Here is a 25,678-nt window from a genome sequence, read left to right as displayed (position 1 = left end):
GGATGTATGGAGCAATTAGTACGACACTATTTTTCGCAAAGTGATCGGCAGGTAACCTTATCTGCCGATGAAGTCGTGCTGCGTCAAAACGGTCAAAATTATCGCCTTTACCTAGTATTGAAAGGCGAGTTGGAGGGCTATTTTGAAAGTGACGAAGACGGTAAATTAACCAAACTCTTTACGGCGTCAGCCGGAGCGTTTATCGGTGTGCATAGTTTTTTTTCTGGGACCTGGATCGCCTCGTCGACGGTAATTGCTAAAACTGAAGTGACATTGGCGTGGATTGACCGACATACACCAGCGGTTTCTCCGCAAACGTTGGGACCACTTAACGCGCAATTTATGCCAGTAATGGTCAATGAACTTTCAAGGCGTCAGCGACGTGCGACTCAAGAAGCGCTGGCAAAAGAGAAAGCCTTGCAGCGTTTGCACACTGCTGAACAAATGACAACACTTGGACAACTTGCTGCTGGTATTGCTCATGAACTCAACAACGCGATTGGCGTGGTGAGCAGCAAAACAGAACGGTTGCAACAAGACTTGATTCAACTTCTCGAAGAGGTGCATCCTGAGGCGAGTCAGTTTTTTGATGTTGGCTTGATGCAAGGTCAAAGCGCGTCATCAAGTGAAGTTAGACAAATTGCCAAGCAAATACAGTCAGACTATCGGTTAGAGCGAAACCTAGCAAAACGCCTAGCAAGGGCCACGGCTAGCAATACGATTCCCGATAGTTGGTTGGCCGATCCAGAGCAGGCATTAAAGTACTGGGGTATGGGACGCGATCTCCACGACTTACGCGTTGCCGCCAAACACACGGTAGGTATCGTGAAATCGGTGAAACAGTTGGGACGCACTGACGGAGAGCCTGATGAACTGCTTGATATCAATGACACCATAAACAAAGCACTTGCGTTGTTGCAAAGTGACCTACGCCGTGTGTCGGTTCGATTGCGTCCGGCAACATTGCCGCTAATCAAAGGGGCATCCACTGAATATGTACAGGTATGGAGTAACATCGTCAAAAACGCTTGTGATGCTATGTTGCAAACGGAATCGCCTCAAATCGACATTCAGACCAAGTTATCAAATCAAAGAATTTTGGTCACTATCGCCAATAATGGGCCAGAGATTGATGAGCCTACCCGCCGTAAAATATTCCAGCCTAATTTCACGACTAAAAAGGGCGGTTTGTCCTTCGGTTTAGGGCTAGGGTTATCCATCGTTAAACGAATTATCAGTGAAAATGGTGGTTCTATTGTCGTTAAAAGCGATAAAGAGAGCACCATCTTCCGAGTCAAATTACCTTTAGGAGAAGCATATGGAGAAGCTTAATGTCATTTGTGTCGATGATCAGCGAGAAGTCTTGAGCGCGGTTATTCAGGATTTAGAACCTTTAGCCTGTTGGCTCAACATTGAAGATTGCGAGTCTGGTGAAGAAGTCCTCGAACTTATGGAAGATTTGGATGCAGAAGGTGAATGCATTGCGGTTATTGTCTCTGACCATGTAATGCCGGGAATGACAGGGGTAGAGTTGCTAACAGAAGTCTCAAGAGATAGCCGATTTAAAGAGACCAAAAAAGTGCTTTTAACCGGACAGGCGACGCACACCGATACCATTACAGCCATTAATACGGCAGGCGTAAGCCATTATTTTGAGAAGCCTTGGAGCGCCGATGAGCTTGTAGGGTGTGTACGAACTCTGGTGACCCACTATATTTTTGATAAAGGCTTTGATTATCAGCCTTATCATGAACAACTTGACCAAACGGTTGTGCTTGAAAGGCTGCGTTAGTGTTTTGAGTATTTGGTTTGGTATTTATTAGGAGGAGTTATGAAGAAACTACTGCCATTATCCGTGCTCTGTGTTGCCTTAATCACTGGCAACGTAATGGCATCTGAGCGTGCAGAACAAGGATGGCAAATGATCGAGCAAGGAGCGCTGCTGGTGGATGTACGTACCCCAGCTGAATTTGCGGATGGTCATTTGGCCAGCGCTAAGAACTACCCGTTATCGGATATCGATAAGTACTTTGCTCATATTGATAAGTCTACACCCATTGTTGTTTATTGCCGGAGCGGAAACCGTTCAGGCAAAGCGTTGGACTACTTAACCTCCATCGGTTTTAGTCATGTCCATAACGCGGGTGGATTCGAAGAAATGCGCGAACAAAAAAGCGCACAATAACAGCAGAACCCCACTATCATTCGTATCGTCACCCAAGCAAACTGTCCATTGATGTGTATCTATTGTGCAAGGGGTGACCATACCGAATGTTGGAGCCGCTATGACATTTTGTAGTGAATCATCCCGCTTTAACACAGATTATTTAATCCGGATTTCCTTGGATGAAAAGTGTGATCCTGAAACGAATAATTGCACTTTATTACTTGAATTTAATTCTATCTGATATATCGTCAGTAAAAACATAACTTATGATTCGGTATTTTCGAGTTTCTTAATTTGATAATATTTTTCTCGGTAAGATGAATATTCCGTCAGTAGAAGTTTTTGATCGATGATCATGCAAACTCCATTTATTAACCTGTTGAATTAAAAGAACAAGGCATGCCACCTCATTGTGGGCGATTCATGCGTCCATCTCTGTTAGTCTGACACCATTAGTTACAATCTGTCATCCAATTAAAACGCTTTTAATAAATATATTCGTAATTAGGCTTTCTTATACATTCGGAAATTGGAATTTCCAATAATCAACGAATTTTTACAATTGTATTCTGGAACTAAAATGCTCGCCAAGGATAGAATTTATATCGTTTAGGATGTAAAGATTATTTAATAAGTCATTTCAATGGTTGTTCTGATATTAAATTAGTCATATACGTGGCTACAAAAATCCCCCATCAAAAACAAGCACTACTTCGGGTATATGGAACTAATTGAATAAGGTTGCTGCAATGGTAAGTGACCGTTTTGCTATTTCTGCAATTTGGTATTTATCGTGAATTCACTTAGATATAGTAGATAAAGGTGAGTATTAACTTGAACATCGAAAAGGCTGCATTGACGTCCAATAAACTCGGCAAACAAGGTGAGCGTGTAAACCTGCAAAGCTCACAGCTATTCGCGTTGTTTGCTGTGTTTCCTCTGTCGATATTTCTTTCAATCTTATACTTGTATAGCCCTGAAGGCGTGGCGTGGACTGCATCGTGGGTTCCAAGCTTAGGCTTAGATCTCAGCTTTAGGCTCGACGGTTTATCATTTCTATTTGCCTGTTTGATTAGCGGTATAGGTACTTTAGTGCAAATATACGCGTTGGCTTATTTGCGTGAATATCCGAACCGTCTCAAATTTCACTTTTACTTAACGGCATTTATGTTAGCGATGCTGGGAGTAGTGCTCAGTAATAACGTGTTGTTACTATTTGTTTTTTGGGAACTAACAACCATTACGTCTTATTTGCTGATTGGTTTTAACCACGAGAACCCAACTACTAGAAAGAATGCACTGCAATCTTTACTTATTACTGGCGCTGGTGGTTTAGCGATGCTAGCGGGTCTGATTCTTTTAGGGAACATGGCCGAAAGCTATCAATTGACGACTATTTTACAGCAGGCGTCGGTCATTCATGACCACGCACTGTTTGTACCATCATTGTTACTCATTATATTGGGTGCATTTACCAAGTCAGCGCAGTTCCCGTTTCATTTCTGGTTACCTAATGCGATGGCGGCACCAACGCCTGTGAGTGCTTATCTGCATTCGGCAACGATGGTGAAAGCCGGGATCTTTTTATTAGCTCTGCTTTCGCCCATTTACGCCCACAGCGAGGTTTGGTTTTATACCCTAACAACAGTGGGTGGTTTCACGGCGCTTTGGTGTGCTGTTCTAGCTTTAAAACAGACCGACCTAAAACTAATGCTTGCCTACAGTACAACAGTCGTTCTCGGCAAGCTGACGTTTTTGTTAGGTATTGGTACCGATTTGGCGCTTAAGTCTGCATTAATGTTGATCGTTGCTCACTCGATGTATAAAGCGGGCTTGTTCATGGTGATTGGCAACATCGATAAGGCGACAGGGACTCGTGAGGTTGGGGTGCTTCGTGGATTACGTCCGGTATTACAAATTAGCTTTGTGGCTGCATTTATCGCGGCGCTATCTACATCGGGCGTTCCGCCACTACCAGGTTTTTTGAGTAAAGAGTACATGTACAAAGCTGGTTTGGAAGTGAGCTCGTTAGCGGTACTGTTAATGCTGGTGGTCAATGCACTGACCGTTACGTTGGTGCTTGCTCTTCTAATAAAGCCCTTCTCACGGAAATACCAGGGTGAACCAACACCAGCCAAACCTATTGAGGTAAATAAGGGGCTGTGGCTTCCTCCAATTACGCTTGCGCTAGTTAGTGTACTCGCGACGGTACTTGGGCTTGGCTGGCTTAATGAACAAGTTATTTTGCCCGGCGTGACCTCGATTGCTCCGATATCTGAGCCAGAGCCACTCAAGTTATGGCATGGCATTAATCTGCCTCTGGTGTTAAGTGCGGTGACGCTCTTGCTAGGTGTCTCAGTGTATAAGATTTACCCTTGGTTACTCGCTCAGTGGACACGGTTATCTATCACTTTGCCTAATGCGAACAAGGTGTTTGATGGTTTGCTAAAAGGAATGATGGCATTTGCGTCTTGGCAAACTAATCTGATGCAGCGAAAGCGCATGAGTTTTTATGGGTTGATTTCATTTTCAGCGTTGGCAGTACTGCTGGTATCTCAAGTTCATATTTCTTCGAACGTTATGTTTAGTCAACTTGTTGACGCTAAGTTCTACGAGTTTGCAGTAGCACTACTGCTTATTGTCTCAACGGTTGTCGTCATTGTTTCTAAAACGAAACTTCTTGCGGTTGCGGCGTTAGGAATGATCGGCTTCATGACAACTTTGGTGTTTATGATCTACAGCGCTCCTGATGTGGCTAAGACGCAACTTTTGGTAGAAACGCTAATGGTGGTGTTTTTGGTCTTGCTGATGCGTCATGTGCCTAAGCTGGCCACGGTTCGTCAACATTCAATAAAAAGAAAAACGCTCCACGCAGTGGTTGCTAGTGTGATTGGTTTTGCCATCACTATGCTGCTTATCAACATTACTTCACAGCCGATGGATACCAGTGTGGCAGAGTTCTTTTCTAACAACAGCGTTCCTGGCGGTCACGGGCGCAATATTGTGAACGTAATTCTAGTGGACTTCCGTGCGTTCGATACCTTTGGTGAAGTGGTTGTGGTGGTAATGGCTGGGCTATGTGCGGTCAGTCTACTGAAGCCGGGTAGTGTGACCTACAAGAACATTCAGTCGCTGATCTTTGGTACTGCTTCGCATATCGTTGCTGCTTTGATGTTGGTGTTCTCACTCTATCTCCTGATGCGAGGACACAACTCGCCTGGTGGTGGCTTTATCGGTGCGCTTATCGCAGTGATTGGTTTATCACTACTGATGTTTGCAGAGTCTCCCAAGTATGTGCGTGAGCGATTGCACTTCGCGCCATTCAGTATTGCTATGTTTGGCGTATTGCTGAGCTTTATCGCAGGCGTTATCAGCTTGTTATTCAACTTACCTTTCTTGACTGGGTTGTGGTGGAAAGATGTCCTTCCGCTCGGCACACCATTGATCTTTGATATTGGTATTTATCTGGGTGTTATTGGTGGTGTTATGGGAATGGTACTGCACGTCAGTGAGGAGCTTAACTAATGGAAATTTTATGGAGTGTGGTCGTAGGGGTGTTTGTTGCCGCTGGGATCTATTTGATGCTCGAGCGCCATTTGTTACGCGTTCTATTTGGCTTAATTATGCTGAGTAGTGCTGTCAATATGGCGATCTTTACAGCGGGTAGGCTGACAGTAGGTGAGCCACCATTGATTGATGCTAATGCAGTTGTGCCGCCTATAGGTGCTGCAAACCCATTACCTCAAGCATTGATTTTAACGGCCATTGTGATTGGGTTTGGTTTATTGGTGTTCACGTTGGTGCTGTTTTATCGAGCCTACCAAGAGTCCTTAACAGCGGATATTGATCAAATGACGTATTCAGAGGAGGAGCAGTAATGTCGCTTTGGTTAACGTTACCTGTCGTTCTCTCAGTGCTTACTTCGGCTTTAGTTTTCTTTAGTCGCAATCATGTGAGATACGTTGAGTGGATTAGTGGTGTTAGTGCGCTAATTACCTTGCTCGCCAGCGTAATGCTGTTTGCCGATGTCACTACTTTGGGCCCACAAGCGGTCGCGTTTGGTCAGTGGGCGGCGCCATTTGGTATCGTATTTGTCGCCGATATGCTGAGTGCAGGCATGGTAGTCATGACTGCTTTCATTGGGGTAATCATCGTATTCTATGTCATGGCAGATTTACGACCTAAACCGTCGTATAGCTTGTTCCATTCATTAATCCATATTCTATTGGCAGGTGTTTACGGGGCGTTCTTAACGGGGGATATATTCAACCTATATGTCTGGTTTGAAGTGATGCTGATTGCCTCGTTCGGATTAATGGTACTGGATGCCACTCGTGAACAGGTAGATGGAGCCGTTAAGTACGTAATGTTGAATTTGATCTCAACGCTAATGTTCTTGCTGGCGATTGGTTTGCTTTATGGGGCAACGGGCACTTTGAATCTTGCTGACTTGCATGGGAAAGTCGCATCCATTCACTCGCAAACTCAGTCAACGGTGGCGGTGCTATTCTTGTTTGCGTTCGCCATTAAGTCGGCATTATTTCCACTGTTTGCCTGGTTACCAGCGTCATACCATACGTTACCAAGTGGTGTTGTTGCTCTGTTTGCTGCACTACTGACTAAAGTTGGCATCTATGCGCTTATGCGGATGTTCACCCTTGTGTTTCCTTTGTCGGACAGTGGTTGGCAACCATTAATGTTATGGATTGCTGGGTTAACTATGTTGGCTGGCGTTTTAGGTGCGGCGAGTCAGTTCAACGTAAAGAAGATCTTGTCGTTCCACAGTATTAGCCAGCTTGGTTATATGGCAATGGGTCTAGCCATTGCGACACCGTTAGCGCTTGCTGGAACGATCTTCTACATCGTCCACCATATTATCGTGAAGTCGAACCTGTTTCTGATTGGTGGGGTATTAGAACGCAAGTATGGCACGAGTGAATTGCGCCACTTAGGCGGGGTATACAAATCGACACCATTGCTGGCGTTTCTGTTCCTTATCCCAGCGTTTTCACTTGCAGGCTTTCCTCCTCTGTCAGGTTTCTGGGGTAAGTTTCTGGTTATTCGAGACAGTCTACACGTTGAGTATTATTGGCTAGCGGGTACAGCTCTATTTGTTGGGCTACTGACACTGTTTTCGATGACCAAAATTTGGAGCGAAGCGTTTTGGAAGCCACAACCAGAAAATAAGCCAGCGAAAAAACTGTGTAAGAAAACCAAGGTGTTGTATTACGCACCTATCATCAGCCTGACATCAATGGCGCTGTTGTTTGGATTCATTGCAGAGCCTTTTTTCCAGCTAGCCATGGGAGCAGCAGAGCAGTTACTAGACCCGAGTGCCTACATCAATGCGGTCTTAGGAGGTGGAGCATGAACTACTTTTTCCTCAATGTTTTCCTAGCAGGTGCTTGGATGCTGATCAACGGCGAATACAGTGGTCTAAATTTCGTGGTTGGGTTTACGGTTGGCTTCTTTGCTTTGAGACTAAGTCAGCCATTTGGAATGAAATCCACTTATTTCACACGCTTCAGTGCGGTGATTAAGCTGTTTCTGTGTTTCTGCTATGAGATGGTGATTTCCGCAGCTCAAGTGGTTTGGGATGTGGTGACGCCAACACACTTGAGTGACCCGGATATTGTTTATGTGCCTCTGGACGTGACGACAGACTTAGAAATTACGCTACTGGCTAATATGGTGTCATTAACGCCAGGCAGTCTAAGTTTGGATGTCACAGAAGATAAAAAACACTTGGTCGTTCACGCTATGTTCGCACCTAAACATGAAGAGGTTATTCAAACTATTAAGCAAGGGATGGAAAAGCGTATTTTGGAGGTGACTCGTGGATAGTTGGTTACAGTTTACTATTACCATTTCTTACGCTGGATTATTATTTAGCTTGGTGATGGTTTTGATCAGGTTAATATTAGGACCGACCTTGGCGGATAGAGTGGTTGCACTCGATTTGATTGCATTCATTACCGTTGGATTTATTGCAGTACATACTTTAGATAGTGGGCAAAAATCATTATTAGACGTTGCGATAACGCTAGGTCTGGTAGCATTTTTGGGCACGATTGCTTTCTCAAGCTTTATAGCGAAGAGAACATTAGAGGAGGAAGAGTAATGGAAATCATAACGGGAATTTTGCTCTGTATCGGAACCTTTTTTGTTATCGTTGCTAGTATTGGTGTGGTAAGAATGCCGGATCTTTATACCCGAATGCATGCATCAACCAAAGCTAATACTATGGGATTAACAGCGTTGTTGGCTGCTGTAGCGGTGGGGATTCCGGATATTACAGTAACCTCACGTGTACTAGGCACCATGTTATTTATTTTGCTGACGGCACCGGTTGCGACGCACTTGTTGGGAAAAAGTATGCACGCTAGTGGTTATAAGATGTGGCGAAGAGAAAAATAACCTGTAACGATCATCGTCCATTGAGTCTACTTTTCATGGAAAGGAGAGTATTTCGACATATTTCGTTTTGTAATTCAGCGTTATATTTGATTGTGAATTGTATTTTTTGTGGTATGGCTTTAACTATCGAGATAAATTTATATTTGATGTTATTTTCATATTTACCTTAATTAGAGTGGAAGGTAATATAGTTTATAGAGTCAATGCTCCTCTTTTTGATAGCTCATTAAATTATAAGTTCCATTTTAAGTGTTCTGAAGTTTAGTCGTTCGTTAAAAATCGAAGGAGAATAATATATGCGTAAAAAAGAAATGATATTGCTTATTATTACTAGTACTTTATTTCTAGTGAGTCTAGTAATAGGGAAATAAGCTTAACTGTTCATCTTATAATGTAGAACGACATATTCCACAAGTAGGTCCTGTGACTAGTCGTGCTTCATAAATAGGTGTCAATAAGTTTGAGTATGTGGCGCGAACATAATAGCGTCGTGCCACTTCCAACTTGGTTATTGGTGTGCAATCTTCGCATCTAACTGCTGAAGCACTGATTCCACAAACTCCTGAGCAGGTAAACTCTCCCATTGTTCCGTTAAAGCCACCTCTGATAATGACTGCCGTTTGCTGACCATCACTCCCCGTAATAGATAGCTATGAATGCGGCAAGCGCACTGATAGCAATCTTTGCTGTCCGGATAATGTTTGTTAAACCAAGTAAGACACTCGTGCATTGCTTGCAACAAAAGAGATGGTTCAATGCTGGGAAATATGCGATTAAACGATTCACCGAATAACGTTATCGCCCAATCGCCGGCCATTGCAATGTCGAGTAGGAACCAATGCCTGGGGTCATTATTATGGTCAAACGAAACGTAGTCTTTCTTTAAGGTGCGACCCGTATTGAAATTAATAGCGTAGTGCAGCGATTGTGCTGTGCGCAGTTGGGCTTTGTGATATACCACGAACTCCAATTTGGTTGCTGGGCAGGGTAGGTGAGAGTGCGATAACGCCTCTATGATAGCCTGCTTTTGAGCGTCGCAAAGGGGTTGCGCTACCACCATTTGGACGTCTAAATCACTTTCACCCGCAACATAACTCCCCTGACTTGCTGAGCCAAGTAAGTAGATACCAACGATATTAGTACTTGCGACTAACTGAAGCACGTCGCACAAGCGATTTATGTATTCTCGTTCAGCAGAGGGTAGGGCAAAAAGACGTGAGTGCATGATGATAGTGTGGATCCGTGTCGATGATTGTCGATGCTACCATAAGCGATTAGTTCAAATCAGTGAAACGTCTGGCAACCTCAACAAGTTATCAGTTTGACTTAAATACTTTTGTTCAAAGCACACTCTGCTGAAGACTATTTCTGCAAATAGCTAAATTATTGCCGTTACTTCATCAAGCAAAACTGTGATAATGGCGACCCACAGTGACTATTGCCTTATTGGCGATAGAGCATCTTGGTCAAGTTATTCGTTATATTCATTAAGTAGGATTTTACATCTATGCGCGCCTTTGTACTTCGAGCTCGTTCCGCCCCTACCGAAAGCCAGCAACTTCTCGCTTCCGTTGGTCAGGAGGCTCACACTGAAATTTTAGCTCACACGTTGATGAACACGATCTTTGTCGCGCAGTCTCATCGTGAAGATGTGGTGGTTTACCTCGTCTTGGAAAGTACTAAAGATTACTCGCGCACGATACGTTTTAGTTCCAACGACATTACAAATGTTGGTGGCTTTCATGAGAAAGTGCTACTCGATAAAGTGGCGAGAGCATTAGACATCTCACAAGGCATGGGTAAAGAGCAAGAGCGTCAAGTTGAAGCGGGTATTACGGTACGAACCATTAGTTTCGAAAAACTGGTTCAAGAACTGGCCGAAGATTACCAGCTTTATATGATGGATAAGAAAGGAACTTTCATTCGAGAGCAGCAGTTTGTGGGCAACTCATGTTTCTTACTTACCGACCATATTCCGATGCCGAAAAAGAGCTTTAATAGTTTGAAACGCTTAGGGACTGAGAAAATTAGTCTTGGTCCTAAGATGTTATTCGCTTCTCAATGTGTGACTCTAATTCACAACGAGCTAGATTTGAACGAATAGGGTTTGAACCCTATCACTAGCCAATAAAAATCATCATTAGAACGCCATCCCTAATCGAGGAATGGCTTTTTTTTTGGCTAAGTTATGGGTATCTGAGTCAAGACATCAATATACCTGAGATGGAAATACTGGCTGCAAATCCAACCGCTGAATCTTTACCAATCAAGGGATTGAAAGTGGCCGTTGACGGTGTGGATTATCACGTTTCCTATCCCGATGGCTTGTACGCGGGCAAAACCACAACCGCTGAGCTTGTGAATCACTAATAACCACATCCAATTTTTCAGGCCTTATAATTCTGGTCCTTAGGGTCTGAAAAATTGCTCTTTATTTGTACTTACTGGTGATTACATCGCTTGGACGCGATGTCGTAGCGGAGATGGAACCATTTTAAAGGCGATCAATCAAAAGCTATATTGCGATATCAGTAGTGATGAGTTGACGGTGGTCAGAAAGGTATGTGATAAGCTTTTAAATCATCAATGATCGTTTAGCCTATGATGACGACGTGAACCAAAGTGCCACGGTGGAAACGCTAGGTTTCTCAGCGAGACTTAGGATAAAATAGCGTAACCAACCTAACAATGAAAAGATGACAAACCGAATGACTGAATTTGATAAAATGCTTGCTGGCGAAGAGTTTGATGGCGGTGCTGATTGTGTCAACCTTATTCGCCAGAACGCTTCAGATTTATTGCAAAGCATCAACCAAAATACCGATGATTCTCAGCGCAGCGAATTGTTTCAGCAGTTAATGGGCGCGATTTCATCATCGAGTATCATTCGATCTCCGTTTTACTGCGAGTTTGGTAAAACCATCTCAATAGGTGAAAAGACGTTTATCAACATGAACGTTACCATGTTGGATGGTGCTAAAATTACCATTGGTAACAACGTGTTAATAGGGCCAAATACGCAGCTTTATTGTGCTAGTCATGATTTGGATTATCGTAAGCGTAGACACTGGGAAACGGTGTGTGAACCCATAACCATTGAAGATGATGTGTGGATTGGTGGGAATGTTGTTATCAATCAAGGGGTGACTATTGGCGCTCGTTCAGTCATTGCGGCCAATTCCGTTGTCAATAAAGATGTTCCAGCGGATTCACTCTATGGTGGAACGCCAGCTAAGTTAATTCGAAAGATTAACGAGAATCAATAAGATAACGACACCAACCTGCCGTGACCACATAAGCCGGTCATAGGGAAGACGTCGCTAAGATTACGTTCAGTTAATAAGAGCGAAAAGGGCCTGCATTGGATGCAGGCCCTTATCATGAGTTATCGTCAATCTACCCCAATGGGTCGATTATTCGTAATCTGAAGCGTACGTTTCTTCATAAGTGTGTGAGTACAGTTCGAAAAGGTTGCCAAACGGGTCTTCTAGGTAAACCATTTTGGCAGGCTTAGTGTCATCTTCTGGGTGGTAACGCATGATATCCATTCTGACTTTACCGCCGTATTGTTCCGTGCGAGCAATAGCACCTTCAAAATCATCCGTTTGTAGACAGAAGTGAAAGATACCCAGACGAGAGAAGTCAACGTTGTGACGTTCTTGGCGCTGTTTCATTTCAAACAGCTCAACACCAATGCCATCGGTTGTCACTAAGTGTGCGATATTGAAGCCTTTAAAGCCCTCACCAAATACGGCGATACACATGCAGCCAATCGCGGTTTCACGTTCTTCAATCACTTTGGTATTGTTCATTACGATTTTAAGTCCAAGCGCTTTGGTGTAGAACTCAACCGCTTGGTCCATATCGCCTACCATGATGCCTACGTGATTCATTTTCATAATTTGCTCCGAATACTGTGTGATGTTTGTTTCGATGAGGAAAGTATAGAGAGCTATGATAATAGATTTAAATTATCATAAATTATAATTTCAATAACATTTTGTTATTGCATAAATGAATTACTGAGCTGTATTTGTGTGGTTGATACGTCGGTTCCATGAAAGTTGGTAATCGTCTGCGGCTTTAACAATTTCCAATCTTTACTTTTTTCAAGAGGTTCAGATGCGATGCACACGCTTTGGTCTTCTACTTTAATAAACACCGTTGGTGGTTCGCCATCACTGCTATAGCGCACTACCCAAAACTGCTCGCCATCGGACAAGCAAATGGAGGCTTTAAAGGGAAGTTGAACGCTTCGTTCGATTTTGGCGTGTTCAATATCTTGGATAGTCTGTTTTATGGCAGTACTCACATCGTTTGATAAGCCATTTTTCATCAGCAACAAGAAGATAAGCTCACTGTCTGTAGTACCTTTACGATAGTGATAAAGTGATTCGGGTAATAAACGCTCTAATTGGAAACGCAATTTTTCAAATTCGTCAATTTGCCCGTTGTGCATAAACATCCAATTGTCGACGACGAAAGGATGGCAGTTAGAGCGCGAGACGCTAGTCCCGGTGGAGGAACGCACGTGGGCCATAAATCGATGGGAGTGAATATGATGGGTTAAGGATCGAAGATTATCATCGCTCCACGCGGGCATCACTTCGTGGAACTGACCAGGAACACTACGTTGGGTATACCAACCTAGACCAAAACCATCTGCATTGACCCGAGTGGCGCCTTTTCTTGCCTCTAAGCTTTGGTTTATCAGCGAGTGCTCGGGCACATAAATTAGTTCATCTAAATAGATAGCTGTTCCTTGGTATGCAAGCCAGCGACACATAAAAGGCTCCTTTTTGACCATATGTGGAAATGAGTGCTGTTCCTAACCTAACCACTTTCATGCTACTGAGCAAGCACCCATGCCAACCGTTAAATAGAGCAGGGAGGTTATTCAACCAAAATACTGGACAGATCTACTCGAATAAGCGGCTTAGTTGCGCATTGCTACAAAAGCAATGATTGGGTGTAGTGCGTTTTAGTAGAAGCTAATAGGCAGATAAAAATCGAGCTCAAATGCTTCGTCAGCGGCTAAAAAATGATTGCGATGATAATGGACGTACGCAGGAGTAGCGCTGGCCTTGAAACCGGATTGAGGCAACCATTTTTCTTGAATTCGACTGATTTGTGGAAGCAGTTCGCCATAGATCCCGGACAAGCGAAATACAGCGTGCAAACCTCCGGGAATGGTCATTTGGTTTACTGTACCGCGAAGTTTGATCGGAGTATCGATTTCTAGACAAGCAACATATCGACATTGGTCTAGTTCGACCCAAGCTGGGTTGGAATGATGCAACCCAAATTGATTTGAGAATGCTCTGCCTTCGGCATTCGCCCAAGCTCTGAGCACTTGCCAAGCACCTTGAATCGAGCGGTTGTAGCCAATATGTCTAATGTAGGCTACTCGTCGGGGAGGAGTGTCGACAATTTTGGGCGTTGGCATAACTCGGTCTACCGCGCGAGCGTAGCCTGCGGCGACATCGGGGTCGGCTAAGTAAGGTTTATTAGATACTTGAAGATCATGTTTACGCCATTCGCCGGGAGAAAACTTAAATACATCTTTGAACGCTCGTGAGAAAGAGGATACTGAGCTAAAGCCACTTTTGTTGGCGATTTGCTGAATACTAGATTGAGTATCAAACATTAACTGGTTAGCGGCGTATTCCATTCGTGTTCGGCGAATATACTGATGTAAAGATTCACCGACCACTTCTTTAAACACTCGATGAAAGTGTTGTTCAGAGTAGGCCCCGATAGCAGCCAATTCTTTACCAGTGAGATCTTTACTAATGTCGCTATGAATATAGAACAAGACATCATTGATTCGACTTAAGTGGCGCGCGTTCATAAACTAAAATCGCATAAATGGACATGTTTATAAGCATAAATGGACAACATAAGACTGGCAATAGGGTGTAAGCTGGATTTTCGCTGTCACGCGCAGCCTAATTGTCTTCATAAACGCCGTGAATAGTCTTTAATATAAAATTATGCCCTGTTAGTGGCTGTGTTCGTAAGGAAATATATGGAAATTGCTCGCTCTCTTCAAAACGTCCCGTCGTCTTATATTCGTGAAATTCTTAGTGCGGCAAGCGATCCAAGTGTGATTTCTCTAGCGGGTGGACTGCCAGACCCAAACACGTTCCCGATTGAGCTTATGCGACCTACGTTTGAGGCGATGTGCGACAAACCAGAGGTGTTTCAATATGGCACAACCGCAGGCTACGCACCGCTTGTTAACTTTTTAATGGACTACTACCAACTTCTTCAAAATCACAGTGCGGTAATTTGTACTGGTTCTCAGCAAGGACTCGATTTGGTCGCAAGAGCTTACATTAACCCTGGAGACACGGTGGTAATGGAAGCGCCGAGTTACCTTGGTGCGATGCAAGTATTTGGTTTGGTGAGTGCCAGTATAGTGACGGTGTCACAAGTTGACTCGGGGCCAAACTTGGAACAGCTCGAAGCGTGTTTTAAAGCCCACTCGCCAAAAATGTTTTACGCGGTACCTGATTTTCATAATCCCACTGGGGTTTGTTGGAGTTTGGAAACCCGTAAAAAAGTGGCGGAATTGTGTATTGAATATGACGTCGCCTTTATCGAAGACGCACCGTATAGAGAGCTGCGTTTTACAGGCGAAGTATTACCACTGGTTTCGACGTTTTGCCCAGATCATTCTATTGTATTTCGCTCTTTCTCGAAAATTGCCTCACCGGGCCTGCGTATTGGGGTAGTGACGGGTAAAAAGAGCTACATCGACCCGATCATTAAAATTAAACAGGGCGCCGACTTACATTCGAGTATTCCAATGCAAGCTGCGCTTTTAGGACTACTAAAACACCCAGATTTCGATGAACATTTAACCAATGTTAAAGCGATTTATAAAGCAAGGTATCAAACACTGCACGATGCGCTCAACGATCAACTGCCTGCCAGCTGTACTTTGAATGCGGTTGATGGTGGCATGTTTATTTGGGTGGGCATCCCTCAGTGCGATACGTTTGAACTGGCGAGAGAGTTACTTTCGAAAGGCGTAGCTGTGGTTCCAAGCCCAGTATTCTATCCGGACGCTGAAGGACAACCTTCAGCCTTGCGATTGAATTTTACTAACTCATCGCCTGAAGAGCTGGTAAGGGCGGTAGAAATCTTGAGTAAAGAGCTCAATCGTTATTGTTAATCTCAATACCCTAACAAAGCGCCGACAAGCCTTGAGTGTAGTCGGCGTTTTGTTTTCATTAAGCATTAACTGTTGTTAGTCTCAGTACTGCTCATTTCAGCGCTCTGTTCACCATCTTTGGATAACTCACTTTGCTCTTCATAGTTAATCCAGAACAAGAATAATTCATACCAGATAGCAAGGACGATGGCACCAAGGAACAAACCAATGATGCCAGCGAATAACATACCACCTATAGCACCGATGAGTATGACTGGCATGGGCACATCAACGCCCCGTCCCATTAGCATAGGCTTGAGAATGTTATCGGACAAACCACCGGCTAATGCCCAAATGGTAAACAGTGTCGTGCTGGTTCCATCTCCTGTGGAATAGAGGTAGAAAATCACCGGAGCGACGATATTTCGTATCTGTACTCGTTTCTAAGCTTAGTAATCAATAGGTTAATTTTTAGATGAGTTTGCATGATGACGAGTGTTTTAATTGATGTAATTAGTATAACAGTGGTGACCGCAGTCGAAGTTTGAGGGAAGCTTATATGCAAATGGGATCGGTGAAGCGTTGGTAAGGCTGATCGTTGCCTTGGACGAAAAGTTGGCCTTGTGGTTCATAATTCCTTATGTAGCTCATACCAATTCATAAAAAACTAAAGGCACTATATGAGGTTTTGCGTGGTAATGTTGATGATAACTATCTTAAACGAAAGAAAAAAAGCGCTGCTGAGCAGCGCTTTGACGTTTACTAAGTTGTATTAACCAAATAGGTAGCTGTAGAGGTAGCCCGCGCTAATCGCCATACCTAAGATTACGGCTAGGAAAGCGGCAATCATTTGGTTCTTGAAGATAGACTTTAGCAAGATAACTTCTGTTAAGCTGGCACCAGCACTACCGATGATCAATGCCATTACAGAGCCCAACGCCATACCTTTTTGAACCAAAGCGGCACTCAGTGGAATAACGGCTTCAGCTCGAATGTAAAGTGGGATACCAATAACGGCAGCGATTGGAATTGCATACCACACACCTTCACCAGCATATTCTGCGATAAGGTTAGTTGGGATGAACCCGTAGATAAATGACCCTAGTAAGATACCAATCATCAAATATGGGAAGACTTGTTTGAAGTCGCTCCAAGTTGATTTCCAAATACGTAGCCAACGACTATCTTCTTTTGTTACCGCTGAAGTGGTGCCACAGCAAGCACTACCATCAGTGTTGATGTCGGTAATGGCCGGCTCTTCGTTTGAGCAGCAACTTGTTTTTGCTGCTACTGGCGCACAGCACGACGCCTCTTTTTTCGGAGTAGTAACAGGTGCAGCTGAAGTTCCACAACTGCTAGACGATGTCGCACAAGCAGATGTTTCTACTTTTGCAGGTTTACTATCACCGCACGAAGTACCACACGAACTCGCCGCCGAACTTGTTTGATACGCTTCAGGTTTTACATATCGTTCAAAGCCGAGTTTTTCCAACACGTAGCCTGCTACAACCGCAACGAACATAGCGATGGAAAAGTAGAACACGGCAACTTGAATACCAAATGTGACGACGAACAAACCGATGATCACTGGGTTCAACAATGGACTAGCAAACAAGAAAACCATCATAGGTCCAAAGCCGGCTCTTGCTCTCAATAGTCCTTTCAAAAAAGGAATGGTTGAACATGAACAAAAAGGTGTAATTGAGCCTAATAACGCGGCAACGAAATAACCTTTGCCATTTTTCGAAGTTAAAATAGATTGGATTTTTTCAGGTGTTAAGAATTCCTGCAATACACCAACAATGTAACTTATTGCTAAGAAGAGGATGATCAGTTCAGTCGTGAGAAAGGCAAACATGTTTGCAGTTTCTTTCGCCATTTCTAAAAATTCAGGATTCATAGTAGTCATTTCCAATTATTCGATATATTTAGAATTATAAAAATATTTGGTCTGAGATCAATATTTATTTCGACAATTGTCGAAATGATTTTTAAATGCCTGAAATCAATAATAAAAAAGCGGCCCTGTTAGAGCCGCTCGCGAGAGTGTTTGGTTGGTTATTATGTGTTTGCCCGCGTAAGCTCGGGTTGCTTGTTTTTCAGTAGTCGACTAGTAATGGTACCTGCTGTCATTGCACCAGAGACATTAAGCGCCGTTCGCGCCATATCTATCAATGGTTCGATGGAAATAAGCAACGCGGCGATAGTAACGGGTAACCCCATTGCAGGAAGTACGATAAGGGCAGCAAACGTGGCGCCGCCGCCGACACCCGCGATACCAAAAGAGCTAATAGCAATAATGGCAACTAGCGACAGAATAAAATTAATGTCCATCGGATCGATACCAACGGTAGGAGCAACCATAACTGCCAACATTGCAGGGTAAATACCGGCACAACCATTTTGTCCAATTGTCGCGCCAAATGATGCTGACAAGTTAGCGATAGCTGGTGGTACGTTGAGTTTGGTAACCTGTGCTTCTACGTTCAATGGGATGGTCGCAGCAGAGCTTCGAGATGAGAACGCAAAAGTTAGTACTGGCCAAATCTTCTGGAAATATTCTTTCGGACTTACGCCAACAAGTGAGACCAAGAAACCGTGAATTAAGAACATTAAGAAAATGGCTAAGTAAGAGGCGACGATAAAACCAAGTAGATTTAAGATGTCACCGGCACTTGACGTCGCGACAACTTTCGCCATTAGAGCCGCAATGCCATAAGGCGTTAACGCCATAATCATTTTTACTAGGCGCATAACAACAGATTGAGTTGCATCGACAAAAGTGCGGATCGGTGACTCAAGCTCTTCTTTTTCGGCCATCACTTTTCGTGCAGCGATACCGGTAAGGACACCAAAAATAACGACAGCGATAATAGAAGTAGAGCGGGCACCGGTTAGGTCGACAAATGGATTGGTTGGAATAAAGCTGACAAGCATTTGTGGAATAGTGAGATCGCTTACACGGTCTACACGACTCTCTAGTACAGCGATGCGTGCGGTTTCACGCGCGCCTTCTGTGAGTCCTTCGGCACTTAAACCAAACGCTTGAGTCACGGCAATACCGATAAGTGCTGATACCGCAGTGGTAGCAAGCAGCACTGAAATTGTTAGGCCGCTGATTTTGCCTAAAGAGCCGCCTTTTTCTAGTTTTACCACAGCGGCGATCATAGACACTAATACCAAAGGCATGATGATCATTTTAAGAAGACCAACGTAGCCACGTCCCACAACGTTAACCCATTCAAGGGTTTCAGAAACGGCCGCATGACCTTCACCAAGTAGTAGTTGTAATCCTAGTCCGAATGCACTACCTAGAACCAAACCGAACAACACAAGGCGCGACAGAGTGTGCTTCTTTTGTTGTTGCCCATACAAAAAATAGAGTATGCCTAAAAATATCGCTAGCGCTGCGACAACCGCAATTGACATTGACGTATCCTTTTATCCATCTGACGTGTAACCCTTATTTAGAATAAGGGAATTAGAAGTGTAGATGGCTAAAGTACCGATCTGTTGTAATCGTTAACAATAAATTAATGTCATTAGTTAGAGCAATTTGTTATATGCTGTTTAATATATAACCGAGCTACGTTTGATAACTAGAAAGCATATCCAACATGTTTGCAGAATTTAATACGACGCGATTCGCATCATGATGTTCAATTACGCTATAGAGCATCGCTTGAGCAACAGACTCTGCGGGGATAGGAGCGTAGGATCTAAGCGGGCCGAGCATGAGAGGTGATAAGAAGCTGGATATCTTTTGCACAACTACTTCATCTGATCGGATCTGTTTTTCTCTGCCTGCGAGTGGTCCAGGTCGAACAAAGACAACGTGGTCGAACCCCATGCTCTCGATACGTCGCTCAACTCGTCCTTTGCATTTTAGGTAATGTGAAAGAGAGCGTGGCGAGGCTCCCAAACTTGACACAACAGCAATACGCGTTACACCAATCATCTTCATGGTTTGGGCTACGTCACAGACAAGATCGTAATCTACTTTTTCTAGCGCTGCTTTGCTGCCGGCTTGTTTACGGGTCGTGCCGAGGCAGATAAAGCCAAGAGTAGGGGTAGGCGAGGAGTCTTCCCACTTTGTCACTCTTAGTGCCCCATCCATTAACTGGATCGTTTTTGAGGAGTGTGTATCTAAGGGGGAACGACACAATGCGTAAACGGTTTCAATATGCTTGGTTTGCTCTAATAGTGTCAGCAGTTTGCTTCCTACTAATCCAGATGCGCCCGCAATGATGGCATTGTAACTTATTGACATAAAGAAAAGTCCCATGAACCTAATGGTAAATGGGACTATAGTAAATGTTGAGCTAACATGCTGTGATAGAAGCGAAATTAATCAATTTCTGCTCGAGTTAGATTTTGTCGTTTCAGTTTATCTCGAAGCGTTTCCGTGGCACTTTTTTGTATCTGACGTACGCGCTCGCGAGTAACGCCGACAATTTCACCCACTTCTTCTAACGTCTTTGGATCATCGTCAAGCAACCCAAAGCGGTGATGTAGAATGACGCGCTGCTTATCAGGTAAACTATCGACTAAACCAATGAGCGCTTTATTCAGGTTTTGAGTCACAATATCTTGCTCCGGAAGCTCAAACACATCGTCATCATCGATGGTTTGCAAGTGATCTTTCTGATCACCGTCCTCATCCCAACCGTTATCCAATGATAAGGATTGTTCAGACAGCTTCAGCAATTTACTGACCTCATCCGGTGCTCGCCCCGTGCGCTCTGCTATCTCGGCGGAGGTGGGTTCGTGATTTCCCTCTTTTCGCAGTTCATGTGCGGCTTTGCTGCATTCGCGTATCTGTTTGGTCACGTGAACGGGTACACGAATAGTTCGTCCCTGGTTCATTATCGCACGGTCGATCGCTTGTTGAATCCACCAGACCGCGTATGTAGAAAAGCGATAGCCTAACTCTGGGTCAAATTTGTCGACGGCTTGAATCAGCCCAATGTTACCCTCATTGATAAGATCATAGAAATCAAGGCCCCTATTTGAATAGCGTTTTGCAGTCCTAATCACCAACCTAAGGTTGGAGTTGATGAGATGTTGCCTCGCCAACGTATCACCCGAGCGGGCTTTTCTTGCAATATGTCGTTCGTCCTCCGCGCTTAAAAGGTTGTGTCCTGCAACCTCTTTGAAATAAGTGACACCAATATTTAGGGATACATCTTTACTTGACGCTGTATGGACGCTTTTTTCCTTAACTACTCTCATATCTATCCCTTTCCAACTGTTTGTAATGAATAAGTATTTTTAGTGGTTATTTTTATTTTCTATGAAATTGGTATTTTCATCATAAATTACTATAATTTGCAACAGGGAAGAGGTATTTACGCAATATGATGTTAACAAATGAGAGGCTTAATTTCTTTGATAAATTTGTTACACGTCTTTGTTTGTGGGTAAACAACTTGTTGTCAGAATTTTCTTGACGGGATAGGTTGAAATTGGCTTCTTAACGTTATGATTATTATTGGGAATTGATGTTTATTTAAAACCTAATTTCACTTGAAGTACATGCGTTGTTAGATGCCCCTAGCAAGACAAATCGGACGCAAAGTTCTTAATCTAGCCGTCTCCCGTTATTTCACATGCATTGCTGTTAATTAAACTTTTTATAGTGGTTTATTTGTCGTTCTTGCAGGTTTGAGATACGAGTATGACTCGAAAAGATTACATTTTCATTGTGCGAGTTAATGATGGATTTGTAATTTGTGGGTGTGATAAATTTATCAATCTAGGTGAGTAAAGAATATCTAGTCTAATATAAAGATAAAACTTTAATATTTAGACAGATAAAGTACGTTAGAGCTAGGATAATAATATGGATCAAGAATTGAAACAGAAGATAGAAGAGCTTCTTGTGCTTGCGAAGTTGCAAGGAGTTTCGATTGTTGGATTAGCCGACCTATCTAATGAGGACACGTGCCACATCTTTAGAACTGTTGAGCACGATTGTAAACAAGGTACTCGTAATCTAGAGGACATTTTGATACGCCAATCGTGTGATGGAAATCGGAGTAACTGTGCCACTTGTCATAAAACCAAACCAATGTTTTCAGACGATGGTTTGGCACAGCTGTTCGCGGAGCTTCAGCTCTCAGTTGACACTCAAGAAGTCTAAATTACATCACAAAGCTACCGATGTATAAAAGCCCTCTATCGCATGGTAAAGGGCTTTGTTGTTTGACTAGAGTTAAGTAATTTGGTCACGTTAGTGCTAAAGGGACATTACGACGTTTCTTGTTACTATTTTGTTGTCTTTTTTTAGACGGAGCTCTTTGATTGGTAAACATTACTCTCTCCTCACTTCATTGTGATGTTGTCTTACGTATCACCCAGCATGATTTAACTCAACCCCCCCTCTTTTCAATATACGGTTATCGATAACATCTTGGCTTGATAAGGTGTCCTTCAGGCTTTGCTTCCAAGATTTGGTCGAGATCTATAGTTGGTTTGTGATCCCCTAATAAGTACACTAGGTGAAATCTAAGTATAGCTCATTGGCTTCAGTGCAACTTTTTTTATATTTTGGCAACGAGTTAGAGTCAATGGAATCATAAATTAAGGACATTATGTTAGTGAATACTTTTGACCGGTCTATTCAAAACCGAATAGACCAAAAGACTAAGCCTGTAGGGGCATTAGGAAAGCTTGAGACGTTAGCTTTTCAGTTGGCGAAGATTCAAAGTGTCGCTTCAGGTCAGTTAGCTACCCATATCGATGTATCGAATCCGATAGTGATTGTATTTGCCGGCGATCATGGTGTGGCTGCACAAGGTGTGAGCATTGCACCAAGTGCGGTGACGCAACAAATGGTAATGAATTTTCTTGCAGGTGGTGCTGCCATTAACTGTTTTTGCCGTGCGAACGATATCGCTTTCAATGTTGTCGACTGCGGAATGTTAGAGTCAGTTTCAGATAGCTCTGGGACCCTATTGTCGAGTCGTTTAGGGGATGGCACGGACGATTTCTCCTCACAACCAGCGATGACGTTAGAGCAAGTCACTAAAGGTATCGACGCGGGGCGAAACATTATTGCGTCAAAGATTGAAAGTGGGGTGAATTTACTCATGTTTGGTGAAATGGGTATCGGTAATACCAGTTCAGCAGCAGCGCTTCTCTCGGCGATTACTGAGCTGCCAGTAGAACAAAGTGTAGGACTTGGCACTGGAATCAACGCTGATCAGCTTGCATTGAAGTTGGCCTTGGTTCAACGAGGGGTCGATAGAGCACAGGGTAAATCAGTAACCGAAATCCTGTCTCATGTGGGCGGTTTCGAAATTGTCCATATGGTGGGCGGTTTCCTAGAAGCGTCAAAGCGACAAATTCCTGTATTGGTCGATGGTTTCATCGTTTCTGTCGCAGCGCTTATTGCCGCTAAATTAGACCCAAGCGTAGACGATGTTTTACTGTTTTCTCATACTTCTCAGGAATCGGCACACCATTATGTCTTGGAGCAGTTTGATGCAAAGCCGCTCTTAGATTTATCGCTACGATTGGGCGAAGGTACAGGCGCTGCACTGGCTTATCCAATCATTAAATGCGCGGCTGAGTTTTACAACTCGATGGCAAGTTTTGACAGTGCAGGAGTCACCGTGTGAGTGATATCACTTCTCGCTCATGGTGGCGGTGTCAATGGCAATTGTTTTGTCTTGCATTGAGTTTCTTTTCAAGGCTACCAATACCCCAGAGCACACCCTATTCCACGGAGCGAATGAATCGAGCTGGCCGTTATTTTGCTTTGGTAGGAATGGTTATCGGTGGGCTTTGTGCGCTCAGCTATTCTGTCGTGAGCATGGTGCTGCCAGTGCCTGTTGCCGTTGTTGTTACTATGGGCTTTAGCTTATTGTTGACGGGGGCTTTTCACGAGGATGGTCTGGCGGACATGGCTGACGGCATCGGCGGTGGAATGACTGTCGAGAAACGATTGCTTATCATGAAGGATAGCCGACTTGGTACCTATGGTGTCAGTACCCTAGTGATGGCATTACTGCTTAAATTTGTTGCTCTGGTTGAACTGGCTAATCACAGTCATTTTGTTGCGGCTATCATCTTGGCTTATGTTTTCAGTCGCGGCGTCGCCGCTTCTTTGATCTCAACAATGCCGTATGTGTCTGACCCTGAGGGGAGCAAAAGCAAACCGCTAGCCAATCAACAGACCCCAAAAGAGCTGATTTTTCTTGCTGTGTGCGCGCTGATTCCCGCGCTTTATTGGGGGGGACAAATCACCGTGACTTTAGTGATTTGGGCAGTGTTATTCCGAATAGGGTTTAAGCGCTGGCTCATGGCGAGATTGGGAGGGTTTACCGGTGATTGTCTGGGTGCAGCCCAACAACTTATGGAACTTTCGGTCTATCTCATCTTAATAGCATACATCGCGTCATAGGAGGGGAGGAGTGTCTGTAGAATTAATATTAGGTGGTGCTCGCTCTGGTAAATCAAGCTTTGCAGAACATCGAGTCGCTGAGTTAATAAACAATAGTGAGAATCTGACTAAACATTATGTAGCAACCTCCGAGGCGATTGATGAAGAAATGAGCGCCCGGATTGCGCATCACCGAAGTCAACGTGGCCTTGGCTGGCAAGAGTGGGAGTGCCCTCTGGAGCTGGCAACGTTACTATCGACGTTCTCAAGGTCGGATATAGTACTTATTGATTGTCTAACTTTGTGGCTAAATAACCACATTTTCTATTTGACTGACGACTGTGATGACCTGCGTTTGATGGAAGAGATTAACGTTTTGGTGAAGGCTTTAGACCAATGTCAAGCACGTGTGATAGTGGTGTCTAATGAGGTTGGCTTGGGCATTGTACCTATGGGGCAAGTGTCTCGCCTTTTTGTGGATAATGGTGGTCGTATGAATCAACAAATCGCAAAGATCGCAGAAAAAGTGGTGTTTGTCGCGGCGGGCTTGCCGCTGATTTTAAAGTAACGACAAAGAGAGTTAACAAAGGAACGTCATGCAGAATATTTTACTGATGCGTCACGGCAAGGTATCGGGAGCCCCCGCCTTGTATGGCGTTACTGATGTCGAAGTCGCTAAAAATGTTCATCTGGAGATTGTTTCAGCTTTAGTCGCAACCCAAATTGATATTCATACCATCTGCGCTTCTCCTCTTAAGCGCTGTGCCAAACTTGCGCGAATGGTAAGTCAAACGATGGGCATTGATACCACTTATGTTGATGAATTGGCAGAAATGAACTTTGGCGCTTTTGATGGTGTCCCATTTGATAGTATGAGTCGAGAGGATTGGATGACTGTCGAGCCGTTTTGGAATGACCCAATGAATCATTGTTTTCCAAACGCAGAACCATTAGCTCAGTTTAGAGAACGCGTACTAGCCTATTGGCAGCGCTTCCTAACGGAGCTAACAGAGCCGAATCAGACAACCTTAGTTGTTGCTCATGGGGGGGTGATTCGACTGATCTTGGCGGAAACTCTCGGTTTAGATTGGCGCAATCCAAAGCTTTACTCGACACTGGATATTGGCAACGCGTCCGTTACTCATTTGCAGCTGAATGCCAAGTTCCCAGAGCATATAAAAGTAAAAACAGTCGGAGCCTCTCTCCATTCTTTTAAGCTATAACAGTACATTAGGTCTACGAACCTGATAGATGACTGTAAGAATCAGTTAACTAGCTATCGCGAAATCGTTGCAATACAAGTTTCGCGAAACACGACTACAAGGAAACACGTATGAACCCCCCTGTGTCAGGATAGTTGTCGCCCTTAATCCTCAATAAAAGTAAAACAGGGAGCGGTAAGTTTAATTAAGTGAAGCGTTATTCAGAAGAGCATAAGAAGGCAACTATTCGCAGGTTTGTTGAAAGTGGTTTATCCTTGCGGGAGTTTGCAGATAATGAAGGTATGCATATCTCTACTCTGCACGATTGGAAGAATAAGTATTTAGAA

The 25,678-nt window shown here is 43.7% G+C and carries 26 protein-coding genes and 1 pseudogene; 18 read left to right on the top strand and 9 right to left on the bottom strand.

Annotation, left to right across the window (positions count from 1 at the left end; all coding sequences use genetic code 11):
- The first annotated feature begins 6 nt into the window (after positions 1 to 6).
- From VTH8203_RS06275 to mnhG, 9 genes are all read left to right on the top strand, one after another.
- Positions 7 to 1,332, top strand: coding sequence for an ATP-binding protein (locus VTH8203_RS06275; protein WP_096992886.1), 1,326 nt, complete (start codon positions 7 to 9; stop codon positions 1,330 to 1,332).
- The gene (locus VTH8203_RS06270; protein ID WP_096992885.1) at positions 1,319 to 1,792 is read left to right on the top strand and encodes a response regulator; all 474 of its coding nucleotides are present in this window, start codon (positions 1,319 to 1,321) and stop codon (positions 1,790 to 1,792) included. The genes VTH8203_RS06275 and VTH8203_RS06270 overlap by 14 nt, the downstream gene beginning before the upstream one ends.
- 39 nt (positions 1,793 to 1,831) lie before the next feature.
- Positions 1,832 to 2,185, top strand: coding sequence for a rhodanese-like domain-containing protein (locus tag VTH8203_RS06265; RefSeq protein ID WP_096992884.1), 354 nt, complete (start codon positions 1,832 to 1,834; stop codon positions 2,183 to 2,185).
- A gap of 879 nt (positions 2,186 to 3,064) precedes the next feature.
- On the top strand, positions 3,065 to 5,692 hold the full coding sequence (gene mbhE / locus VTH8203_RS06260; RefSeq protein WP_167385793.1) for a hydrogen gas-evolving membrane-bound hydrogenase subunit E: 2,628 nt from the start codon (positions 3,065 to 3,067) through the stop codon (positions 5,690 to 5,692).
- On the top strand, positions 5,692 to 6,045 hold the full coding sequence (locus tag VTH8203_RS06255; protein ID WP_006072303.1) for a Na+/H+ antiporter subunit C: 354 nt from the start codon (positions 5,692 to 5,694) through the stop codon (positions 6,043 to 6,045). Before mbhE ends, VTH8203_RS06255 begins: the two co-directional genes overlap by 1 nt.
- Entirely contained in the window at positions 6,045 to 7,538 is a 1,494-nt protein-coding gene (locus VTH8203_RS06250) for a proton-conducting transporter transmembrane domain-containing protein (protein WP_096992882.1), read from the top strand. The genes VTH8203_RS06255 and VTH8203_RS06250 overlap by 1 nt, the downstream gene beginning before the upstream one ends.
- Positions 7,535 to 8,011, top strand: coding sequence for a Na+/H+ antiporter subunit E (locus VTH8203_RS06245; RefSeq protein WP_006072307.1), 477 nt, complete (start codon positions 7,535 to 7,537; stop codon positions 8,009 to 8,011). The genes VTH8203_RS06250 and VTH8203_RS06245 overlap by 4 nt, the downstream gene beginning before the upstream one ends.
- The gene (locus tag VTH8203_RS06240; RefSeq protein WP_038228278.1) at positions 8,004 to 8,288 is read left to right on the top strand and encodes a cation:proton antiporter; all 285 of its coding nucleotides are present in this window, start codon (positions 8,004 to 8,006) and stop codon (positions 8,286 to 8,288) included. Before VTH8203_RS06245 ends, VTH8203_RS06240 begins: the two co-directional genes overlap by 8 nt.
- Positions 8,288 to 8,584 (top strand): monovalent cation/H(+) antiporter subunit G, encoded by a 297-nt coding sequence (gene mnhG, locus VTH8203_RS06235; RefSeq protein ID WP_031494385.1) that lies wholly within the window; start codon positions 8,288 to 8,290, stop codon positions 8,582 to 8,584. The genes VTH8203_RS06240 and mnhG overlap by 1 nt, the downstream gene beginning before the upstream one ends.
- A gap of 508 nt (positions 8,585 to 9,092) precedes the next feature.
- Here mnhG and VTH8203_RS06230 read toward each other — a convergent pair.
- Complete coding sequence (locus VTH8203_RS06230) at positions 9,093 to 9,809, bottom strand: nucleotidyltransferase domain-containing protein (protein WP_096992881.1); 717 nt, start codon at positions 9,807 to 9,809, stop codon at positions 9,093 to 9,095.
- 282 nt (positions 9,810 to 10,091) lie between these two features.
- Between VTH8203_RS06230 and trmY the strand changes: the two genes are divergently transcribed.
- Both trmY and VTH8203_RS06220 read left to right on the top strand, forming a co-directional pair.
- Entirely contained in the window at positions 10,092 to 10,688 is a 597-nt protein-coding gene (gene trmY / locus VTH8203_RS06225; protein ID WP_096992880.1) for a tRNA (pseudouridine(54)-N(1))-methyltransferase TrmY, read from the top strand.
- A 604-nt stretch (positions 10,689 to 11,292) separates the two neighbouring features.
- On the top strand, positions 11,293 to 11,850 hold the full coding sequence (locus VTH8203_RS06220; RefSeq protein WP_096992879.1) for a sugar O-acetyltransferase: 558 nt from the start codon (positions 11,293 to 11,295) through the stop codon (positions 11,848 to 11,850).
- A gap of 147 nt (positions 11,851 to 11,997) precedes the next feature.
- On the opposite strand, the gene VTH8203_RS06215 is transcribed toward VTH8203_RS06220, so the two are convergent.
- From VTH8203_RS06215 to VTH8203_RS06205, 3 genes are all read right to left on the bottom strand, one after another.
- The gene (locus VTH8203_RS06215; protein WP_096992878.1) at positions 11,998 to 12,483 is read right to left on the bottom strand and encodes a VOC family protein; all 486 of its coding nucleotides are present in this window, start codon (positions 12,481 to 12,483) and stop codon (positions 11,998 to 12,000) included.
- A gap of 104 nt (positions 12,484 to 12,587) precedes the next feature.
- Entirely contained in the window at positions 12,588 to 13,370 is a 783-nt protein-coding gene (locus VTH8203_RS06210) for a class II glutamine amidotransferase (RefSeq protein WP_096992877.1), read from the bottom strand.
- A gap of 195 nt (positions 13,371 to 13,565) precedes the next feature.
- Entirely contained in the window at positions 13,566 to 14,435 is an 870-nt protein-coding gene (locus VTH8203_RS06205; protein WP_096992876.1) for an AraC family transcriptional regulator, read from the bottom strand.
- 177 nt (positions 14,436 to 14,612) lie between these two features.
- On the opposite strand from VTH8203_RS06205, the gene VTH8203_RS06200 reads away from it, so the two are divergent.
- Entirely contained in the window at positions 14,613 to 15,764 is a 1,152-nt protein-coding gene (locus VTH8203_RS06200; protein WP_096992875.1) for an aminotransferase-like domain-containing protein, read from the top strand.
- Positions 15,765 to 15,829: 65 nt separating this feature from the next.
- Here the strand turns inward: VTH8203_RS06200 and VTH8203_RS06195 are convergent.
- From VTH8203_RS06195 to VTH8203_RS06175, 5 genes and pseudogenes are all read right to left on the bottom strand, one after another.
- A pseudogene (locus tag VTH8203_RS06195) lies at positions 15,830 to 16,165 on the bottom strand (AI-2E family transporter); the annotation flags it as partial.
- A 350-nt stretch (positions 16,166 to 16,515) separates the two neighbouring features.
- The gene (locus tag VTH8203_RS06190) at positions 16,516 to 17,643 is read right to left on the bottom strand and encodes a permease (RefSeq protein ID WP_096992874.1); all 1,128 of its coding nucleotides are present in this window, start codon (positions 17,641 to 17,643) and stop codon (positions 16,516 to 16,518) included.
- Positions 17,644 to 17,804: 161 nt separating this feature from the next.
- A complete protein-coding gene (locus tag VTH8203_RS06185) occupies positions 17,805 to 19,172 on the bottom strand; it encodes an L-cystine transporter (protein WP_096992873.1) in 1,368 nt (455 codons plus the stop codon).
- 157 nt (positions 19,173 to 19,329) lie between these two features.
- Positions 19,330 to 20,013, bottom strand: coding sequence for an NAD(P)H-binding protein (locus VTH8203_RS06180; protein WP_096992872.1), 684 nt, complete (start codon positions 20,011 to 20,013; stop codon positions 19,330 to 19,332).
- A 77-nt stretch (positions 20,014 to 20,090) separates the two neighbouring features.
- Positions 20,091 to 20,975, bottom strand: a complete 885-nt coding sequence (locus VTH8203_RS06175) for a sigma-70 family RNA polymerase sigma factor (RefSeq protein WP_096992871.1) — start codon at positions 20,973 to 20,975, stop codon at positions 20,091 to 20,093.
- Between the two features lie 610 nt (positions 20,976 to 21,585).
- On the opposite strand from VTH8203_RS06175, the gene VTH8203_RS06170 reads away from it, so the two are divergent.
- The 6 genes from VTH8203_RS06170 to VTH8203_RS25460 all read left to right on the top strand — a co-directional run.
- Entirely contained in the window at positions 21,586 to 21,885 is a 300-nt protein-coding gene (locus tag VTH8203_RS06170) for a hypothetical protein (protein ID WP_096992870.1), read from the top strand.
- Between the two features lie 451 nt (positions 21,886 to 22,336).
- Positions 22,337 to 23,365 carry a nicotinate-nucleotide--dimethylbenzimidazole phosphoribosyltransferase gene (gene cobT / locus VTH8203_RS06165; RefSeq protein ID WP_096992869.1) on the top strand — a complete coding sequence of 343 codons (1,029 nt, stop codon included), beginning with the start codon at positions 22,337 to 22,339 and terminating at the stop codon, positions 23,363 to 23,365.
- A complete protein-coding gene (locus tag VTH8203_RS06160) occupies positions 23,362 to 24,150 on the top strand; it encodes an adenosylcobinamide-GDP ribazoletransferase (protein ID WP_370739205.1) in 789 nt (262 codons plus the stop codon). Before cobT ends, VTH8203_RS06160 begins: the two co-directional genes overlap by 4 nt.
- Positions 24,151 to 24,160: 10 nt before the next feature.
- Positions 24,161 to 24,697, top strand: a complete 537-nt coding sequence (gene cobU, locus VTH8203_RS06155) for a bifunctional adenosylcobinamide kinase/adenosylcobinamide-phosphate guanylyltransferase (RefSeq protein ID WP_096992868.1) — start codon at positions 24,161 to 24,163, stop codon at positions 24,695 to 24,697.
- A gap of 28 nt (positions 24,698 to 24,725) precedes the next feature.
- A complete protein-coding gene (locus VTH8203_RS06150; RefSeq protein WP_096992867.1) occupies positions 24,726 to 25,352 on the top strand; it encodes a histidine phosphatase family protein in 627 nt (208 codons plus the stop codon).
- A gap of 188 nt (positions 25,353 to 25,540) precedes the next feature.
- The coding region (locus VTH8203_RS25460) for a transposase (protein ID WP_158296062.1) at positions 25,541 to 25,678 on the top strand (138 nt) is incomplete at its 3' end.

The organism is Vibrio thalassae (assembly GCF_900089835.1).
Taxonomy (GTDB): domain Bacteria; phylum Pseudomonadota; class Gammaproteobacteria; order Enterobacterales; family Vibrionaceae; genus Vibrio; species Vibrio thalassae.
This window is presented reverse-complemented; position numbering and strand designations above follow the sequence as displayed.

Bases quoted from the DNA above. Each gene is read 5' to 3' on its own strand.
- mnhG (WP_031494385.1), top strand. From the start codon at position 8,288: ATGGAAATCATAACGGGAATTTTGCTCTGTATCGGAACCTTTTTTGTT.
- VTH8203_RS06270 (WP_096992885.1), top strand. From the start codon at position 1,319: ATGGAGAAGCTTAATGTCATTTGTGTCGATGATCAGCGAGAAGTCTTG.
- VTH8203_RS06255 (WP_006072303.1), top strand. From the start codon at position 5,692: ATGGAAATTTTATGGAGTGTGGTCGTAGGGGTGTTTGTTGCCGCTGGG.
- VTH8203_RS06230 (WP_096992881.1), bottom strand. From the start codon at position 9,809: ATGCACTCACGTCTTTTTGCCCTACCCTCTGCTGAACGAGAATACATA.
- VTH8203_RS06250 (WP_096992882.1), top strand. From the start codon at position 6,045: ATGTCGCTTTGGTTAACGTTACCTGTCGTTCTCTCAGTGCTTACTTCG.
- VTH8203_RS06275 (WP_096992886.1), top strand. From the start codon at position 7: ATGGAGCAATTAGTACGACACTATTTTTCGCAAAGTGATCGGCAGGTA.
- VTH8203_RS06215 (WP_096992878.1), bottom strand. From the start codon at position 12,483: ATGAAAATGAATCACGTAGGCATCATGGTAGGCGATATGGACCAAGCG.
- VTH8203_RS06175 (WP_096992871.1), bottom strand. From the start codon at position 20,975: ATGAGAGTAGTTAAGGAAAAAAGCGTCCATACAGCGTCAAGTAAAGAT.
- VTH8203_RS06200 (WP_096992875.1), top strand. From the start codon at position 14,613: ATGGAAATTGCTCGCTCTCTTCAAAACGTCCCGTCGTCTTATATTCGT.
- VTH8203_RS06210 (WP_096992877.1), bottom strand. From the start codon at position 13,370: ATGTGTCGCTGGCTTGCATACCAAGGAACAGCTATCTATTTAGATGAA.
- trmY (WP_096992880.1), top strand. From the start codon at position 10,092: ATGCGCGCCTTTGTACTTCGAGCTCGTTCCGCCCCTACCGAAAGCCAG.
- VTH8203_RS06185 (WP_096992873.1), bottom strand. From the start codon at position 19,172: ATGTCAATTGCGGTTGTCGCAGCGCTAGCGATATTTTTAGGCATACTC.
- cobT (WP_096992869.1), top strand. From the start codon at position 22,337: ATGTTAGTGAATACTTTTGACCGGTCTATTCAAAACCGAATAGACCAA.
- VTH8203_RS06265 (WP_096992884.1), top strand. From the start codon at position 1,832: ATGAAGAAACTACTGCCATTATCCGTGCTCTGTGTTGCCTTAATCACT.
- VTH8203_RS06170 (WP_096992870.1), top strand. From the start codon at position 21,586: ATGGATCAAGAATTGAAACAGAAGATAGAAGAGCTTCTTGTGCTTGCG.
- VTH8203_RS06245 (WP_006072307.1), top strand. From the start codon at position 7,535: ATGAACTACTTTTTCCTCAATGTTTTCCTAGCAGGTGCTTGGATGCTG.
- VTH8203_RS06220 (WP_096992879.1), top strand. From the start codon at position 11,293: ATGACTGAATTTGATAAAATGCTTGCTGGCGAAGAGTTTGATGGCGGT.
- VTH8203_RS06190 (WP_096992874.1), bottom strand. From the start codon at position 17,643: ATGAATCCTGAATTTTTAGAAATGGCGAAAGAAACTGCAAACATGTTT.
- VTH8203_RS06205 (WP_096992876.1), bottom strand. From the start codon at position 14,435: ATGAACGCGCGCCACTTAAGTCGAATCAATGATGTCTTGTTCTATATT.
- VTH8203_RS06180 (WP_096992872.1), bottom strand. From the start codon at position 20,013: ATGTCAATAAGTTACAATGCCATCATTGCGGGCGCATCTGGATTAGTA.
- VTH8203_RS06150 (WP_096992867.1), top strand. From the start codon at position 24,726: ATGCAGAATATTTTACTGATGCGTCACGGCAAGGTATCGGGAGCCCCC.